The sequence below is a fragment of the Pseudomonas sp. S5F11 genome (genome assembly GCF_019641515.1).
GTDB classification, from domain to species: domain Bacteria; phylum Pseudomonadota; class Gammaproteobacteria; order Pseudomonadales; family Pseudomonadaceae; genus Aquipseudomonas; species Aquipseudomonas rhodesiae.
This window is the reverse complement of the sequence record NZ_JAIFJZ010000001.1, coordinates 2,120,157-2,137,782: the sequence shown is the minus strand read 5'-3', so window position 1 is coordinate 2,137,782 and position 17,626 is coordinate 2,120,157. Positions and strand designations below refer to the sequence as shown.

Annotated in this window: 15 protein-coding genes; 14 read left to right on the top strand and 1 reads right to left on the bottom strand. The window is 59.9% G+C overall.

What is annotated here, in order from left to right:
• Positions 1-44: 44 nt before the first annotated feature.
• From dnaE to ispD, 8 genes are all read left to right on the top strand, one after another.
• The gene (dnaE, locus tag K1567_RS09480) at positions 45-3,566 is read left to right on the top strand and encodes a DNA polymerase III subunit alpha (RefSeq protein WP_034096250.1); all 3,522 of its coding nucleotides are present in this window, start codon (positions 45-47) and stop codon (positions 3,564-3,566) included.
• 140 nt (positions 3,567-3,706) lie between these two features.
• On the top strand, positions 3,707-4,654 hold the full coding sequence (locus K1567_RS09475; RefSeq protein WP_034096251.1) for an acetyl-CoA carboxylase carboxyltransferase subunit alpha: 948 nt from the start codon (positions 3,707-3,709) through the stop codon (positions 4,652-4,654).
• Positions 4,655-4,816: 162 nt separating this feature from the next.
• Entirely contained in the window at positions 4,817-6,127 is a 1,311-nt protein-coding gene (tilS, locus tag K1567_RS09470; RefSeq protein WP_220698403.1) for a tRNA lysidine(34) synthetase TilS, read from the top strand.
• A 273-nt stretch (positions 6,128-6,400) separates the two neighbouring features.
• The gene (locus tag K1567_RS09465) at positions 6,401-8,032 is read left to right on the top strand and encodes a CTP synthase (protein ID WP_034096253.1); all 1,632 of its coding nucleotides are present in this window, start codon (positions 6,401-6,403) and stop codon (positions 8,030-8,032) included.
• Positions 8,033-8,036: 4 nt separating this feature from the next.
• Positions 8,037-8,882 carry a 3-deoxy-8-phosphooctulonate synthase gene (kdsA, locus tag K1567_RS09460; protein ID WP_034096254.1) on the top strand — a complete coding sequence of 282 codons (846 nt, stop codon included), beginning with the start codon at positions 8,037-8,039 and terminating at the stop codon, positions 8,880-8,882.
• A gap of 157 nt (positions 8,883-9,039) precedes the next feature.
• Positions 9,040-10,329, top strand: a complete 1,290-nt coding sequence (gene eno / locus K1567_RS09455) for a phosphopyruvate hydratase (RefSeq protein ID WP_034096255.1) — start codon at positions 9,040-9,042, stop codon at positions 10,327-10,329.
• A gap of 171 nt (positions 10,330-10,500) precedes the next feature.
• Positions 10,501-10,779 (top strand): cell division protein FtsB, encoded by a 279-nt coding sequence (gene ftsB / locus K1567_RS09450; protein WP_034096256.1) that lies wholly within the window; start codon positions 10,501-10,503, stop codon positions 10,777-10,779.
• Positions 10,776-11,483 (top strand): 2-C-methyl-D-erythritol 4-phosphate cytidylyltransferase, encoded by a 708-nt coding sequence (ispD, locus tag K1567_RS09445; RefSeq protein WP_034112175.1) that lies wholly within the window; start codon positions 10,776-10,778, stop codon positions 11,481-11,483. Before ftsB ends, ispD begins: the two co-directional genes overlap by 4 nt.
• Positions 11,484-11,605: 122 nt before the next feature.
• On the opposite strand, the gene K1567_RS09440 is transcribed toward ispD, so the two are convergent.
• A complete protein-coding gene (locus K1567_RS09440; protein ID WP_034096258.1) occupies positions 11,606-12,502 on the bottom strand; it encodes a LysR substrate-binding domain-containing protein in 897 nt (298 codons plus the stop codon).
• Positions 12,503-12,610: 108 nt separating this feature from the next.
• On the opposite strand from K1567_RS09440, the gene K1567_RS09435 reads away from it, so the two are divergent.
• Genes K1567_RS09435 through K1567_RS09410 form a run of 6 tightly spaced genes read left to right on the top strand, consistent with a single transcriptional unit; the run spans position 12,611 to position 17,574 of the window.
• Complete coding sequence (locus K1567_RS09435) at positions 12,611-13,723, top strand: S-(hydroxymethyl)glutathione dehydrogenase/class III alcohol dehydrogenase (protein ID WP_034112177.1); 1,113 nt, start codon at positions 12,611-12,613, stop codon at positions 13,721-13,723.
• Positions 13,724-13,731: 8 nt separating this feature from the next.
• Complete coding sequence (gene fghA / locus K1567_RS09430) at positions 13,732-14,577, top strand: S-formylglutathione hydrolase (RefSeq protein ID WP_034096260.1); 846 nt, start codon at positions 13,732-13,734, stop codon at positions 14,575-14,577.
• Between the two features lie 54 nt (positions 14,578-14,631).
• Positions 14,632-15,105, top strand: a complete 474-nt coding sequence (gene ispF / locus K1567_RS09425; RefSeq protein ID WP_012722614.1) for a 2-C-methyl-D-erythritol 2,4-cyclodiphosphate synthase — start codon at positions 14,632-14,634, stop codon at positions 15,103-15,105.
• On the top strand, positions 15,102-16,160 hold the full coding sequence (gene truD / locus K1567_RS09420) for a tRNA pseudouridine(13) synthase TruD (protein ID WP_034112179.1): 1,059 nt from the start codon (positions 15,102-15,104) through the stop codon (positions 16,158-16,160). The genes ispF and truD overlap by 4 nt, the downstream gene beginning before the upstream one ends.
• Positions 16,148-16,897 (top strand): 5'/3'-nucleotidase SurE, encoded by a 750-nt coding sequence (gene surE / locus K1567_RS09415; protein WP_220698402.1) that lies wholly within the window; start codon positions 16,148-16,150, stop codon positions 16,895-16,897. Before truD ends, surE begins: the two co-directional genes overlap by 13 nt.
• A gap of 41 nt (positions 16,898-16,938) precedes the next feature.
• The gene (locus tag K1567_RS09410) at positions 16,939-17,574 is read left to right on the top strand and encodes a protein-L-isoaspartate(D-aspartate) O-methyltransferase (protein ID WP_169867554.1); all 636 of its coding nucleotides are present in this window, start codon (positions 16,939-16,941) and stop codon (positions 17,572-17,574) included.
• Positions 17,575-17,626: the final 52 nt, after the last annotated feature.

Genomic DNA, 17,626 nt, shown 5'->3' with positions numbered 1-17,626 from the left:
ACAATCCGGGCCTTGTTGTCTCCATGTATTAGAACAGGATCACTATGCCGGCTTCATTCGTTCACCTGCGCCTGCACACTGAATACTCCCTGGTCGACGGCCTGGTACGGATCAAACCCCTGGTCAAAACCCTGGTGGGCATGAACATGCCTGCGGTAGCGGTGACTGATCAGAACAACATGTGTTCCCTGGTCAAGTTCTATAAAAATGCCATGGCCGCCGGCATCAAGCCGATCTGCGGCGCCGACCTGTGGCTGTCCAACAAAGACCCCGACAACCCCTTGAGCCGCATCAGCCTGTTGGCGATGAATGGCGTCGGCTATCGCAACCTCACCGAACTGATTTCCCGCGGTTTTATCGACGGTCAGCGCAATGGCTCGATCATCATCGAGCGCGAGTGGGTGGCCGAAGCCAGCGAAGGGCTGATCATGCTGTCCGCCGCTAAAGAGGGCGAGATCGGTATCGCGCTGCTGGGCGGCAATCCCCAGGAAGCCGAAGTGCTGGCCCGCGAGTGGATGCAGGTTTTTCCCGACCGTTTCTATTTGGAAGTGCAGCGCACCAATCGGCCCAACGATGAAGAGCACCTGCACGCCGCCGTAGCATTGGCCGACAAACTCGGTGCGCCGCTGGTGGCGACCAATGATGTGCGCTTTATCAAGAAGGAAGATTTCGAGGCCCACGAAACCCGAGTGTGCATCGGCGAAGGCCGAGCCCTGGATGACCCGCGCCGTTCGAAGAATTACAGCGAAGAGCAGTACCTTAAAAGCGCCGAAGAAATGGCCGAGCTGTTCAGCGACCTGCCCGAGGCCCTGGAAAACTCTGTCGAGATCGCCAAGCGCTGCAATATCGAAGTGAAGCTGGGCAAGCACTTCCTGCCTAACTTCCCGATTCCAGATGGCATGACCATCGATGAATATTTCCGCAAGGTCTCGTTCGATGGCCTTGAGGAGCGGCTGGCGGTCCTGCTGCCCAAGGAAACCACCGAAGACTACGAAGCCAAGCGCCAGGTCTACGTCGACCGGTTGAATTTCGAGCTGGATATCATTATCCAGATGGGGTTCCCCGGTTACTTCCTGATCGTGATGGACTTTATTCAGTGGGCCAAGAACAACGGCGTGCCGGTGGGCCCGGGCCGGGGGTCAGGTGCTGGCTCGCTGGTGGCCTATGTGCAGAAGATCACCGACCTTGACCCGCTGGAATACGACCTGCTGTTCGAGCGATTCCTGAACCCGGAGCGGGTGTCCATGCCCGACTTCGACGTCGACTTCTGCATGGACGGTCGCGACCGCGTGATCGAATACGTAGCCGAAAAATATGGCCGCAACGCCGTGAGCCAGATCATTACCTTCGGTTCCATGGCGGCCAAGGCGGTGATCCGCGACGTGGCGCGGGTGCAGGGCAAGTCCTACGGCCTGGCTGATCGTCTGTCGAAGATGATCCCGTTCGAAGTCGGCATGACCCTGGAGAAGGCTTACGAGCAGGAAGAGATTCTGCGCGATTTCATCAAAGTCGACGAAGAAGCCGCCGAAATCTGGGAGATGGCCCGCAAACTTGAGGGCGTAGTGCGTAACGTCGGTAAGCACGCCGGTGGCGTGGTGATCGCGCCTACCAAACTCACCGATTTTTCGCCGATCTATTGCGACGAAGAAGGCGACGGCCTGGTAACCCAGTTCGACAAGGATGACGTGGAGGCGGCCGGCCTGGTGAAGTTCGACTTCCTCGGCCTGCGTACCCTGACCATCATCGACTGGGCCCTCAAAACCATCAACCGCGACCGCGCCAAGGTGGGCGAGGAACCGCTGGATATCGCCTTTATTCCGCTGGACGACAAGCCGACCTACACCCTGCTGCAAAAAGCCGAAACCACGGCGGTGTTCCAGCTTGAATCCCGCGGTATGAAAGAGCTGATCAAAAAGCTCAAGCCCGACTGCCTGGAAGACTTGATCGCACTGGTGGCCCTGTTCCGTCCGGGCCCGCTGCAATCAGGCATGGTGGATGACTTCATCAACCGTAAGCACGGGCGTGCCGAGCTGGCGTACCCGCATTCCGATTACCAATATGAAGGCCTAAAGCCAGTATTGGCGCCGACCTACGGCATCATCCTGTATCAGGAACAGGTGATGCAGATTGCTCAGGTGATGGCGGGCTATACCCTGGGCGGCGCCGACATGCTGCGTCGTGCGATGGGTAAGAAGAAGCCTGAGGAAATGGCCAAGCAGCGTGGTGGTTTCATTGAGGGTTGCGCCACTAACAATATCGACGCCGATCTGGCGGGTAACATCTTCGACCTGGTGGAGAAATTCGCCGGTTACGGCTTCAACAAGTCCCACTCTGCCGCCTATGGCTTGGTGTCGTACCAGACCGCCTGGTTGAAAGCGCACTATCCTGCGCCATTCATGGCAGCGGTGCTGTCGGCGGATATGCACAACACCGACAAGGTCGTGACCTTGATCGAGGAAGTGCGCACCATGAAGCTGCGCCTCGACGCGCCGGACGTGAACGCCTCGGAGTTCAAGTTCACGGTCAACGACGAAGGCCGCATTATTTATGGCCTGGGTGCGATCAAAGGCGTGGGCGAGGGCCCGGTGGAAGCCATCACCGAAGCGCGTCAGGACGGGCCTTTCAAAGATCTGTTCGACTTCTGCGCGCGGGTCGATCTCAAACGTATCAACAAGCGAACCCTGGATGGCTTGATCCGCAGTGGCGCACTCGACCGTCTCGGCCCTTATTTCCATGATGAGCCCAAGGCTTATCAGGCCAATATCGACCGCAACCGCGCGGTGCTGCTGGCCGCCATGGAAGAAGCGATCAAGGCCGCCGAACAGACCGCCCGCACCCACGACAGTGGGCATGCCGACCTGTTCGGAGGTTTGTTCGTCGAAGAAGACGCGGACGTGTACGCCAATCACCGCAAGGCCAAGGAGTTAACCCTCAAGGAGCGGCTCAAGGGCGAAAAAGACACCTTGGGCCTCTATCTCACCGGCCACCCGATCGACGAGTACGAAGGGGAAATCCGCCGTTTCGCCCGTCAGCGCATCATCGACCTGAAACCGGCGCGGGATACCCAGACCGTGGCCGGCATGATCATTGCGCTGCGGGTGATGAAAAATAAAAAGGGCGACAAGATGGGGTTCATCACCCTTGACGACCGTTCGGGCCGGATCGAAGCCTCATTGTTCGCCGATGCGTTCCACTCTGCTCAGTCGCTTTTGCAGACCGACGCCATGGTGGTGGTGGAAGGGGAGGTCAGCAACGACGACTTCTCCGGCGGCCTGCGCCTGCGGATCAAGCGTGTAATGAGCATGGAAGATGCCCGCACCAACCTGGCCGAAAGCCTGCGCCTGAAAGTTAAAACCGAGGCGCTCAAGGGCGATCAGCTACGCTGGTTGGGTGAGTTGCTCAAGCGGCATCGGGGCGCGTGCCCGGTGACCATGGAGTACACCGGTAACGATGCCAAGGCCATGCTCCAATTCGGCGAGACCTGGCGAATTGATCCCGCCGACGGCTTGATTCAAGCTTTGCGTGACCAGTTCGGGCGAGACAACGTCTTCCTCCAATACCGTTGATGGCTGGCCCGGTAGTGGCATTCAGCGTGATCGACAAAACATTTAATCTCGACCTAAACGCGCCTCTCCCTTAAGGTAGGGCGCGAATAGACAACCGGCTGGCCAGGCACTCCCTGGCCGTCGACCCAAGACGGACGCTTATGAACCCGAATTTTCTTGATTTCGAACAGCCGATCGCTGACCTGCAAGCCAAGATCGAAGAGCTGCGCCTGGTCGGCAATGACAATTCGCTGAATATCGGCGATGAAATCGCCCGCCTGCAAGACAAGAGCAGCACGCTCACCGAAGACATCTTCGGCAAACTGACCAGCTGGCAGATCGCGCGCCTGGCCCGCCACCCGCGCCGGCCTTACACCCTGGATTACATCCAGCACATTTTTACCGAGTTCGACGAACTGCACGGTGATCGTCACTTCTCCGACGACGCGGCTATCGTGGGCGGTATTGCGCGTCTGGACGACCAGCCAGTGATGGTGATCGGTCACCAGAAAGGCCGTGAAGTTCGCGAGAAGGTGCGCCGCAACTTCGGTATGCCGCGTCCGGAAGGCTACCGCAAGGCGTGCCGTCTGATGGAAATGGCCGAGCGTTTCAAGATGCCGATCCTGACCTTTATCGATACCCCGGGCGCTTACCCAGGCATCGACGCCGAAGAGCGCAACCAGAGCGAAGCGATCGCCTGGAACCTGCGCGTGATGGCTCGTCTGAAAACGCCGATCATCGCCACCGTGATTGGTGAGGGTGGTTCCGGCGGTGCATTGGCGATTGGCGTCTGCGACCAGTTGAACATGCTGCAATATTCGACCTACGCGGTGATCTCGCCGGAAGGTTGCGCCTCGATCCTGTGGAAAACCGCCGAAAAAGCACCGGACGCCGCCGAAGCCATGGGCATCACCGCCGATCGCCTTAAAGGGCTGGGTATCGTCGACAAAGTGATCGCCGAGCCACTGGGCGGCGCCCATCGTGACCCGGCTGCCGCTGCCGCGACCATCCGCGCAGAGTTGGGCTCGCAGCTGGCGATGCTCAAGAAGATGGATAACGAAGCGCTGTTGGCTCGTCGTTATGAGCGCCTGATGAGCTACGGTCTCTAAAGTCGCAGCAGTACTAATGTGGGAGGGGGCTTGCCCCCGATAGCGGTGGATCAGTCAGCAAATACAGGGACTGAAACTCAGCAATCGGGGCGCAATCCCTCTCCCACATTTGCTTTGTGTATGCTTGGTCAACGTATTCCAGATTTGCGGCGGTAGCGTTTGATGAAACCAACTTTACCCGCCAAACTCCTGCAAGCCCTGGCTCCCTGGCGCGACGCCCCGGCTTGGCATATCGCTTTCTCTGGCGGTCTTGATTCCACTGTGTTGCTGCATCTCCTGGCCACCGCCAAACCCCTTGTGCCTCTAAGCGCCGTCCATATCCACCATGGCTTGCAAGCCGCTGCCGACGCTTGGCCAAGCCATTGCCAGTCGGTGTGCGACTACCTGGGAGTCCCCTTGCGTATCATGCGCGTGCAAGTGCCGTCCGGTGCCAGTCTCGAGCGTGCGGCGCGTGATGCGCGTTATCAGGCGTTTGCGCAAGTTATCGGAGCAGGGGAGGTGATGCTCACCGCCCAGCATCGCGAAGACCAGGCCGAAACCTTGCTGTTTCGGCTGTTACGCGGCGCAGGCGTACGGGGGTTGGCAGCCATGCCCGTGCACCGTCCGTTGGCGGGCGGGCACTTGGTCCGCCCGTTGTTGGGCGTCTCTCGGGCAGAGCTGGAAGCCTATGCCGTGGAGCATCAGCTTCAATGGATCGCAGACCCTTCCAATGCAGACAATCGCTTCTCCCGCAATTACCTGCGCCACCGCGTATTCCCGATACTGACCGAGCGCTGGCCGCAAGCCGTCCCCGGGCTGGCCCGCAGTGCCGAGCACTTGAGTGAAGCCCAGGGCCTGCTCGATGAGTTGGCCAGGATGGATCTGCAAGCCGCCGAACAACCTTCAGCGTTTCCCTGGTTGGGCTTGCCATCCCTGGCGCTTGCTCCGCTGCGAGAGCTTTCCGATGCCCGTCAGCGCAATGCTTTGCGCCATTGGCTGAATCCGCTGACACGCCTGCCCGACAGCGATCACTGGGTCGGCTGGCAATCCTTACGTGATGCCAAGCACGACGCACAACCGTTATGGTCTCTGGCTGCTGGGCAAATACACCGTTGCGGTGAGCGCATCTGGTGGTTGCCTTCCTCCTGGTCGGAATTTTCCGATGTGCCGGTGAGCTGGTCTGATGCGCAACGCCCGCTACAGTTACCCGATAATGGTGAGCTGAGATTTTGCGGCAAGGCGCCCGCAGGTCCGTTGGAGGTCCGTTACCGCCAGGGCGGTGAAATCGTCGATGTGCCAGGCCGCGGTCGACGGGATCTGAAGCGCTTGCTCAACGAAAGCGGTTTACCGGGCTTCGTCCGTGGCAGATTGCCGCTGCTGTATCGAGGAGGATTTTTAGTGGGGGTGCCCAACCTTGCGGGATTGTGGGCGCCGCCCAGTCAGGACTGGCAATTGCATTGGATGCCACAGACCTGCGATCAAGGTTTGAGCTGATAGAGCCTTTCCGGTAGACTACGCTCCCTTCTTGATACAACTTCTGTGGATTCGCCTGAATCGCAGCAGTTGCCGATTACCAAGCAGTCTTTGCTGGGCGATTCCAAAAAATGTGTAGCGATCAACGTACCGGTGTTTCATTGCTGGTCTGTCACAACGCGGCGGTTTTTTTGAAAGGTGCACTGTGATTAATGCAGGTGATCGGGGGCTTCGGCCTCTCTTCGCTTTCCCCGGCGGCTCGGACCGCTTTAACGCAGACTTCTAGGGTTTTTCATGACGCGCTACATATTCGTCACGGGCGGTGTTGTTTCTTCATTGGGGAAAGGCATTGCCTCCGCTTCATTGGCGGCCATCCTGGAGGCGCGGGGGCTTAAAGTCACCATGCTCAAGCTGGACCCGTACATCAACGTCGACCCGGGCACCATGAGCCCGTTCCAGCACGGTGAAGTGTTCGTCACCCACGACGGCGCCGAGACTGACCTGGACCTGGGCCACTACGAGCGGTTCATCCGCACGACCATGACCCAGAACAACAACTTCACCACCGGCCGTGTCTACGAACACGTGCTGCGCAAAGAGCGCCGTGGTGACTACCTGGGTGCGACCATCCAGGTTATTCCGCACATCACTGACGAAATCAAGCGCCGCATCATCAAGGGTGCGGGCGATGCTGACGTGGCGATGGTCGAGATCGGTGGCACCGTGGGTGACATCGAATCCCAACCGTTCCTCGAAGCCATCCGCCAGTTGCGTTTCGAAGTCGGCGCCAAGCGCGCGATGCTGATGCACCTGACTTTGGTGCCATACATCGCCACCGCCGGCGAAACCAAAACCAAGCCTACCCAGCACTCGGTCAAGGAACTGCGTTCCATCGGCCTGCAGCCGGACGTGCTGGTCTGCCGTTCCGATCATCCGATCGACATTTCCTCGCGTCGCAAGATCGCGCAGTTCACCAACGTTGAAGAACGTGCGGTAATTGCCCTGGAAGACGCCGACACCATCTACAAGATCCCGGGCATCCTGCATTCGCAAGGTCTGGATGATTTTGTGGTCGAACGTTTCGGGCTGCAGTGTGGCGGCGCGGACTTGTCCGAGTGGGATGCAGTGGTCGACGCCAAGCTCAACCCTGAGCACGAAGTCACCATCGCCATGGTCGGCAAGTACATGGAGCTGCTGGACGCGTACAAGTCGCTGATCGAAGCGATGAGCCACGCCGGTATCAGCAACCGCACCAAGGTCAACCTGCGCTACATCGATTCCGAAGACATCGAGAACCAAGGCACTGCGCTGCTCGAAGGCGTGGACGCGATCCTCGTACCTGGCGGTTTCGGCTTGCGCGGCGTGGAAGGCAAGATCACGGCCGTTCAGTACGCCCGTGAGAACAAGGTTCCGTACCTGGGGATCTGCCTGGGCATGCAAGTGGCCGTCATCGAATTCGCCCGGAACGTGTTGGGCTGGAAAGACGCCAACTCCACCGAGTTCGACAGCAAGAGCGGTCACCCGGTCGTGGGCCTGATCACCGAGTGGGAAGACGCCACCGGTGCGGTCGAAGTACGTACCGAGGCCTCCGACCTGGGCGGCACCATGCGCCTGGGCGCGCAGGATTGCCTGCTGGAGCCGGGCTCGCTGGTTCACGACTGCTACGGCAAGGACGTGATCGTCGAGCGTCACCGTCACCGCTACGAAGTGAACAACAACCTGCTGCCGCAGATCAAAGAGGCCGGCCTGAAAATCTCCGGTCGCTCGGGCGATGGCGCGTTGGTTGAAGTGGTCGAGGCGCCGGATCATCCGTGGTTCGTGGCTTGCCAGTTCCACCCCGAGTTCACCTCGACACCGCGCGACGGTCACCCACTGTTCAGCGGTTTCGTCAAAGCTGCACTGACGCAACATCAGAAGAAGGCGTAAACCGATGGCCCAGAAGATCATTCGCGTAGGCGATATCGAGATTGCCAACGACAAGCCCATGGTGCTGTTCGGCGGCATGAACGTACTGGAAAGTCGCGACATGGCGATGCAGGTCTGTGAAGAATATGTGCGGGTCACCCAGAAGCTGGGCATCCCTTATGTATTCAAGGCCAGCTTCGACAAGGCCAACCGTTCGTCTGTGACGTCCTATCGCGGCCCAGGCCTTGAAGAAGGCATGCGGATCTTCCAGGACATCAAGCAAGCCTTCGGCGTGCCGGTCATCACTGACGTCCACGAGCCTGCGCAGGCGGCCGTGGTCGCCGAAGTGTGTGACATCATTCAGTTGCCGGCCTTTCTGTCGCGCCAGACCGACCTCGTGGTCGCCATGGCCAAGACCGGTGCAGTGATCAATATCAAGAAAGCCCAGTTCCTTGCGCCTCAGGAAATGAAACACATCCTGAGCAAGTGCGTGGAAGCGGGTAACGACCAGTTGATCCTCTGCGAGCGCGGTTCCAGCTTCGGCTACAACAACCTCGTGGTGGACATGCTCGGTTTCGGCATCATGAAACAGTTCGAATACCCGGTGTTCTTCGACGTGACCCACGCGCTGCAAATGCCCGGTGGTCGCTCGGACTCCGCAGGCGGGCGTCGCGCCCAGGTCACCGACCTGGCCAAGGCCGGCATGAGCCAATCCCTGGCCGGCCTGTTCCTGGAAGCCCACCCGGACCCGGATAACGCCAAGTGCGACGGCCCTTGTGCCCTGCGCCTGGATAAACTTGAACCGTTCCTGGCCCAGCTCAAGCAGTTGGACGAACTGGTCAAGAGTTTTCCGACGGTAGAGACCGCGTAAGCCGGGTTTCTCCGGTAGAGTATCCCACGCTAAACGCTCAGGCCTGCGGGCCTGAGTCTTGTCGCCTGCAAGCCTGCCCCGTTGTTCCACCCTTGCGGTCGGTCAAAAGTTTTCCTTCAGCTGCGTCGTTTTCGTCAACTTTGGAGTGTTTACAACAATGGCAAAAATCGTCGACATCAAAGGTCGTGAAGTTCTCGACTCCCGTGGCAACCCCACCGTCGAAGCCGACGTGCTTCTCGATAACGGCATCATCGGCAGCGCTTGTGCGCCGTCCGGTGCTTCCACCGGTTCGCGCGAAGCGCTGGAACTGCGTGATGGCGACAAGAGCCGTTACCTGGGTAAGGGTGTCCTCAAGGCTGTCGCCAACATCAATGGTCCGATCCGTGACCTGCTGCTGGGTAAAGACCCGCTGGATCAGAAAGCCCTGGACCACGCGATGATCAAGCTCGACGGCACTGACAACAAAGGCAGCCTGGGCGCCAACGCCATTCTCGCCGTATCCCTGGCCGCCGCCAAGGCCGCTGCCCAGGACCAGGACCTGCCGTTGTACGCGCACATCGCCAACCTGAACGGCACCCCAGGCGTCTACTCGATGCCCGTACCGATGATGAACATCATCAACGGTGGCGAGCATGCCGATAACAACGTCGACATCCAGGAATTTATGGTGCAGCCGGTTGGCGCCAAGACCTTCTCCGAAGGCCTGCGCATGGGCACCGAGATTTTCCATCACCTCAAAGCCGTACTCAAAGCCCGTGGCTTGAGCACTGCGGTCGGCGACGAAGGCGGTTTCGCACCGAACCTGGCGTCCAACGAAGATGCGCTGAAAGTTATCTCCGAAGCCGTGGCCAACGCTGGCTACACCCTGGGCACCGACGTGACCCTGGCCCTGGACTGCGCGGCCAGCGAGTTCTACGAAGACGGTAAATACAACCTGTCCGGCGAAGGCCAGGTGTTCAACTCCGAAGGTTTTGCCGAGTACCTGAAGGGCCTGACCCAGCGCTACCCGATCATCTCGATCGAAGACGGCCTGGACGAGTCCGACTGGGATGGCTGGAAGATTCTCACCGACAAGATCGGCGAGAAGATCCAACTGGTGGGCGACGACCTGTTCGTGACCAACACCAAGATCCTGAAAGAAGGCATTGATAAAAAGATCGCCAACTCGATCCTGATCAAGTTCAACCAGATCGGTACCCTGACCGAGACCCTGGAAGCCATCCAGATGGCCAAGGCCGCAGGTTATACCGCTGTGATCTCGCACCGCTCCGGCGAAACCGAAGACTCGACCATTGCCGACCTGGCCGTGGGCACCTCGGCTGGCCAGATCAAGACCGGCTCGCTGTGCCGATCCGACCGCGTTTCCAAGTACAACCAATTGCTGCGTATCGAAGAGCAACTGGCTGGCAAAGCCAAGTACAACGGTCGCGGTGAGTTTCGCGGCTGAGGGTTAAATGGTAAAAAGTCGGCGGATTGCGTCGGAAAACTCACGACAGGGTGAATTTCGGCGTTAATCTGGTGACTATCTAGCACAAGCCTGGTTCTTCCAGGCTTCGTGCTATCAGTTGCTTCAAAAGTTTTGCATGGCTGTCTTTTTCCACTGGATACCCGATATTCGATGCGCAGTCCCAATTGGTTGTTTCTTGTCTTGCTCTTGCTGCTGGCTGGCCTGCAGTACCGCCTATGGGTAGGTAATGGCAGCTTTGCGCAGGTAAAAGACCTGACCCAACAAATTGCCGATCAGCGTGCTGAGAACGAACGCTTGCTGGAGCGCAACCGCGTGCTCGATGCCGAGGTCCTTGAGTTGAAAAAGGGCACGGAGACCGTCGAAGAGCGGGCTCGCCATGAGTTGGGCATGGTCAAGGAGGGTGAAACCCTCTACCAGTTGGCCCAATGAGTCAGCGTTTGCCGGCCTTCTGGGCCGTGATTCCTGCCGCGGGCGTTGGTGCCCGTATGGCCGCGGACCGTCCCAAGCAATACCTGCAACTGGGCGGACGCACGATTCTCGAACACAGCCTCGGCTGTTTCCTCGACCACCCCTTGCTCAAGGGCCTGGTGGTCAGCCTCGCTTCTGATGATCCTTATTGGCCCGCCCTGGCGTGTGCTGCCGACCCGCGTATCCAACGCGCGGACGGTGGTGCGGAGCGTTCGGGCTCGGTACTCAACGCGCTGCTGCAGCTCAATGCCCTGGGCGCCTGCGATGACGATTGGGTCTTGGTGCATGATGCGGCGCGGCCTAACCTGAGCCGTGATGATCTCGATAAATTGCTGGCTGAGTTGGCGGACGATCCGGTCGGTGGCCTGCTGGCGGTGCCGGCTCGCGATACCCTCAAGCGCGTCGACAAGCAGGGGCGGGTGGTGGAGACCGTCGATCGCAGTTTGATCTGGCAAGCCTATACGCCGCAGATGTTCCGCCTCGGGGCCTTGCATCGCGCATTGGCCGACAGCCTGGTGGCCGATGCGCTGATCACTGATGAAGCCTCGGCGATGGAATGGTCCGGGCAGGCGCCGCGCTTGATCGAAGGGCGCTCGGATAATATCAAGGTGACCCGTCCGGAAGATCTGGAGTGGCTACGACTGCGTTGGGCCAATCGTCGATAGTCAGTTGCACGGGGTCGACTTCATCGCAGGCAAGCCACATTCGATCACCTTCTCCCCATGCCGCTCGGTCAACTGTGGGAGCCGGGCTTGCCCGCGATGAGCCCCACCTAGGCACCCAATACTCAACCGCTGTACTCCGGCCGCTCGGCCAAGCCCTCCTTCAAGAAATCCACCAACTTCCTGACCTTTGGCGACAAATGTCGTTGCTGCGGATACAGCGCCCACACCGCCGTATTCGGTGGTTGATGAGCCTCCAGCAGCGACACCAGTGCGCCCGTGTGCAGGTGCTCCAGCACGTAATAGTCCGGCAGCTGACACAAACCCACACCTTGCAGCGCCGCATCCAACACGGCTTGCCCACTGTTGCATCGCCAGTTTCCCTGCACGCGCTGGGCAAATTCGCGTCCGTCCTGGGCCAATTGCCAAATGTCCGAACTGCCGATCAGACAATTGTGCCGAGTCAATTCCGACAAGCTATGTGGCCGACCATACCGTGCCAGGTAGGACGGTGAAGCGCACAGGAACATGCGTCGCGGCGCGAGGCGGCTGGCGACCATACGCGAGTCTTGCAGGCGGCCCAGGCGAATCGCCAGGTCGAGGCCTTCGTGCACCAGGTCCAGCTGACGGTTGCTCAGTTCGATATCCACTCGCAGCTGTGGATACAGGCGCATAAATCGGGTCACCAATGGCACGATAAAGCGCTCGCCGTAAGCCACGGCACAGGTCATGCGCAACATGCCCTTGGGTTCGCTGGTCAGGTCGCCCACGGCACGCAAGGCTTCTTCGCGGCCATCCTGCAGGCGTTGGCAATGCTGCAAAAAGGTCTGGCCGGCCTCAGTCAAGGTGACCTTGCGGGTACTGCGATAAAGCAGCCGCGTTTGCAGTCGGTCTTCCAGGCGCGCGACTTGCCGGCTGATATGGGATGACGAAACCCCAAGACGCTCAGCGGCGGCGGTGAACTGGCTGCACTCGGCAACTGCGACGAACTCGTCGATGCCTTCCCAGCGGTTTTCCTGCATGGTGATTATCCCTGTGCAGCAATAAAGTTTTGCTTTTGACTGGATTATTAATCATTCGGCCATGTTTTACACTCTCAGCCTCAGTTGTTAACCCATGGAGAAACCCGGATGATCAAGTCTCGCGCCGCCGTAGCCTTCGAAGCCAAGAAGCCCCTCGAAATCGTAGAAGTGGATGTCGCCATGCCCAAGGCCGGCGAAGTGCTGTTGCGGGTGGTTGCCTCCGGCGTGTGCCATACCGACGCCTACACCCTCTCGGGCGCTGATCCGGAAGGCATCTTCCCGTCGATTCTCGGCCACGAAGGCGGCGCAGTGGTCGAAGCCATCGGTGAGGGCGTGACTTCCGTTGCGGTCGGCGACCATGTGATCCCGCTGTACACCCCGGAATGTGGCCAGTGCAAATTCTGCCGCTCGGGTAAAACCAACCTGTGTCAGGCCATTCGCTCCACCCAGGGCAAAGGCTTGATGCCCGATGGCACCACGCGTTTTTCCTACAAAGGTCAGCCAATTTTCCATTACATGGGTACCTCGACGTTCTCCGAGTACACCGTGCTGCCGGAAATTTCCGTGGCCAAGATTCCCAAAGAAGCACCGTTGGAGAAGGTTTGCCTGCTCGGTTGCGGCGTGACCACCGGTATCGGTGCGGTGATCAACACCGCCAAGGTCAAGCCGGGTGACACCGTCGCCATCTTCGGCCTGGGCGGTATTGGTCTGTCGGCGGTGATCGGTGCGGTCAAGGCCAAGGCCGGACGTATCATCGCCATCGACATCAACCCGGCCAAGTTCGAAATCGCCAAGCAACTGGGCGCCACCGACTGCATCAACCCGAAAGACTACGATCGCCCGATCCAAGACGTGATCGTCGACCTGACTGATGGCGGCGTGGACTTTTCCTTCGAGTGCATCGGCAACGTACAGCTGATGCGCGCGGCCCTTGAGTGCTGCCACAAAGGCTGGGGCGAGTCGGTGATCATCGGCGTTGCCGGTGCCGGCCAGGAAATTTCCACCCGTCCGTTCCAACTGGTCACCGGTCGCGTCTGGCGCGGTTCGGCGTTCGGCGGCGTACGCGGTCGCAGCGAATTGCCAAGCTACGTGGAGATGGCCCAGACCGGCGAAATCCCGCTGGATACGTTCATCACCCACACCATGGGCCTGGAAGACATCAACAAAGCGTTTGACCTGATGCATGAAGGCAAGAGCATTCGTACCGTCATTCACTTTTGAGGTCGGCCATGAGTCTGGAGAACCTGTCGTGCCAGAAAAGCTTCGGCGGCTGGCATAAACGCTATAAACATCATTCCGATGTGCTCGGTTGCGACATGACCTTCGCAGTCTACCTGCCGCCGCAAGCGGAGCAGGGCGGCAAGCTGCCGGTGCTGTACTGGCTGTCCGGCCTGACCTGCACCGATGAGAATTTCATGCAAAAGGCCGGCGCCCAGCGCATGGCCGCCGAACTTGGTTTGATCATCGTGGCCCCGGACACCAGCCCTCGCGGGCCCGGTGTGCCGGGTGACCCGGACAACGCCTGGGACTTCGGCCTTGGCGCCGGGTTCTACCTGAACGCCACCCAAGAACCTTGGGCCAAGCATTATCGGATGCATGACTATGTTGTGCAGGAATTGCCGGCATTGGTGGAGGCGCATTTCCCTGCGTCCGATAAGCGCGGCATCAGCGGCCACTCCATGGGCGGGCATGGCGCTTTGGTGTGTGCGTTGCGCAACCCGGGGCGTTACCTGTCGGTGTCGGCATTTTCGCCGATCAGCAACCCCATGGACTGCCCATGGGGCCAGAAAGCGTTCTCCCGTTACCTGGGTGAAGAACGTTCAAAGTGGCGCGAGTGGGATGCCTGCGTACTGATCAGTGAAGCCTCGCACAAGCTCCCGCTGCTGGTGGATCAGGGCGATCGCGACGATTTCCTTGCCGTGCAGCTCAAGCCCGAAGCCCTGCAGCAGGCAGCGAAAGCGGCCAACCATCCGCTGGAACTGCGGCTGCAACCTGGTTACGACCATAGCTACTTCTTTATCGCCAGCTTCATCGAAGATCATTTGCGACACCATGGTCGTGCTTTGCTCGGTTAATGTGAGGCAAAAGTAGGTAGAATCACGCCCTGAATTAAATCGGGGCGTTTTTTTATGCGTATTGGCCACGGCTACGATGTGCACCGTTTCGCTGAGGGCGATTTCATTACCTTGGGCGGCGTGCGCATTGCACACCACCATGGGTTGCTGGCTCATTCCGACGGCGACGTTGTGCTGCATGCCTTGAGCGATGCGTTGCTCGGCGCGGCGGCATTGGGTGATATCGGCAAGCATTTTCCAGACACCGACCCCACCTTCAAAGGTGCCGACAGCCGGGTGCTGCTGCGCCATGTGGTCGGCCTGATCCATGCAAAAGGCTGGAAGGTCGGTAATGTCGACAACACTATCGTGGCCCAGGCACCGAAAATGGCACCCCATATCGAATCCATGCGCGCGCTGATTGCCGCGGACCTGCAAATTGAATTGGATCAAGTCAACGTGAAAGCCACCACCACCGAAAAGCTCGGGTTTACCGGTCGTGAAGAGGGCATTGCGGTGCACTCCGTCGCCTTGTTGCTGCGCGCATGAGTGATCTGCAACTGCTGGGCCCGCGGGCCTATGGCGAGGCATTGGGCAGTGCTGTACTGAAAGCCACGGCCGAAGATTTCCAAGTGGACGAAGTGCTCGATATCCCGCTGACCGGCGAGGGTGAGCATCTGTGGCTGTGGGTGGAAAAGCGCGGCTTGAACACCGAAGAGGCAGCGCGGCGTATCGCCAAGGCCGCTAGCGTACCGTTGCGCACCGTCAGTTATGCCGGGCTCAAGGATCGCCAGGCACTGACCCGTCAGTGGTTTAGCGTGCAATTGCCCGGCAAGGCCGACCCGGACATGAGCGCCGCTGAAAACGACAGCCTCACTATCCTCAAAACCGCTCGGCATAAACGCAAGTTGCAGCGCGGCGCACATTCGGCCAACGGTTTCACCTTGCGCCTGACCCAATTGGTGGCCGATACCGCCGCGATCGACGCGCGCTTGCAACTGATTGCCCAGCATGGCATTCCCAATTATTTCGGCGCCCAGCGCTTTGGGCATAACGGTGGCAACGTCGTTGACGCGCGCGACTGGGCAGCGCGCAAAGCCTTGCCCGAGCAACGCAATGTGCGCTCGCGGCTGCTGTCCACCGCGCGCAGTTTTCTATTCAACAAAGTCCTGGCGGCGCGCGTGGCCGATGGCTCCTGGCAGCGCGCCCAGGTGGGCGACTTGCTGGCGTTTACCGACAGCCGCAGTTTTTTCCCGGCGGGCGAGGCCGAGTGCAACGACCCGCGCCTGGCGATCCTGGACCTGCACCCCACCGGGCCGCAATGGGGCGAAGGCGATTCGCCTGCCGCCGGCGCCACCTTCGAGCTGGAACAGGCGATTGCCGCCAGCGAAGCCGACCTGCGTGATTGGCTGGTGAAGGCGGGCATGAGCCAGGAACGTCGTATTCTTCGACTGCCCATTGGCGGGTTGACGTGGCATTATCCCGGGCCTGACATTCTGCAATTGGAATTCGTCCTGCCGGCCGGATGCTTCGCCACTGTCTTGGTGCGCGAGCTTGTTGATCTGGTGCCGGTGGGGCAGACGGACAGCCCATGCGTATTCTGATATCAAACGATGACGGTGCCACCGCACCCGGCCTTGCCGCGCTCCATGCCGCGCTGCAGGATTATGCCGAGTGCATAGTGGTTGCCCCCGACCAGGACAAGAGCGGCGCCAGCAGTTCGCTGACGCTTGACCGTCCGCTGCATCCGCACGTTCTGCCCAATGGCTTTATCAGTGTGAACGGCACCCCCACCGACTGTGTACACCTGGCGATCAACAGCCTGTTGGAGCAGGAGCCGGACCTGGTGGTGTCGGGTATCAACCTCGGCGCCAACCTGGGCGATGATGTGTTGTATTCCGGCACCGTGGCCGCCGCCCTTGAAGGGCGCTTCCTGGGGCGCACCTCGTTTGCCTTCTCCTTTGCCTCGCGCCAGCTCGACAACCTGCCGACCGCCGCCCATTTCGCACGTTTGCTGGTCGAGGCCCACGGTTCCCTGGACCTGCCGCCGCGCACGGTACTGAACGTCAATGTCCCCAACTTGCCCCTCGACCATATTCGCGGTATCCAGCTCACGCGTCTGGGCCATCGCGCCCGCGCGGCGGCGCCGATGAAGGTGGTCGACCCGCGTGGCAAGGAGGGTTACTGGATCGCGGCCGCCGGTGACGCTGAAGATGGCGGCCCCGGCACCGACTTTCACGCGGTGATGCAAGGTTATGTGGCGATTACTCCGTTGCAACTCGATCGCACCTTCAGTGATGCCTTCGGTAGTCTCGATGGCTGGCTGGAGGGGCTGCGCTGATGGCTCGTGAACAAGACGATCTGCTGCGTCGCGGCATTGGGATGACCTCCCAGCGTACTCGCGAGCGCTTGATCCAGCGCCTGTACGAAGAGGGGCTGTCCAACGCCCAGGTGTTGGAAGTGATCCGGCGCACGCCCCGGCATCTGTTTGTCGATGAGGCCCTGGCCCATCGCGCCTATGAAGACACCGCGCTACCCATCGGGCATAACCAGACGATTTCCCAACCGTACATGGTTGCGCGCATGAGCGAGCTGCTGCTAGCGGCGGGGCCGCTGGACAAGGTGCTGGAGATCGGTACCGGTTCCGGCTACCAAACAGCCGTGCTGTCGCAGCTGGTGGAACGGGTGTTTTCGGTTGAGCGTATCAAAGTGTTGCAGGACCGCGCCAAGGAACGCCTGGTGGAGTTAAACCTGCGCAACGTGGTGTTCCGCTGGGGAGATGGTTGGGAAGGCTGGCCGGCGCTGGCACCCTATAACGGCATTATCGTTACCGCAGTGGCCACCGATGTACCGCAGGCGTTGCTCGACCAACTGGCACCGGGCGGCCGCCTGGTCATTCCGGTCGGTTCCGGTGAAGTGCAGCAGCTGATGCTGATTGTTCGTGAGGACGAAGGCTTTTCACGACATGTACTGGGTGCCGTGCGCTTTGTGCCCTTGCTCAATGGCCCGCTGGCCTGATCAATTTGCGCGGCCAGTGAATTCTGTTGGCGCGGATGTGTCTTACGGCGGG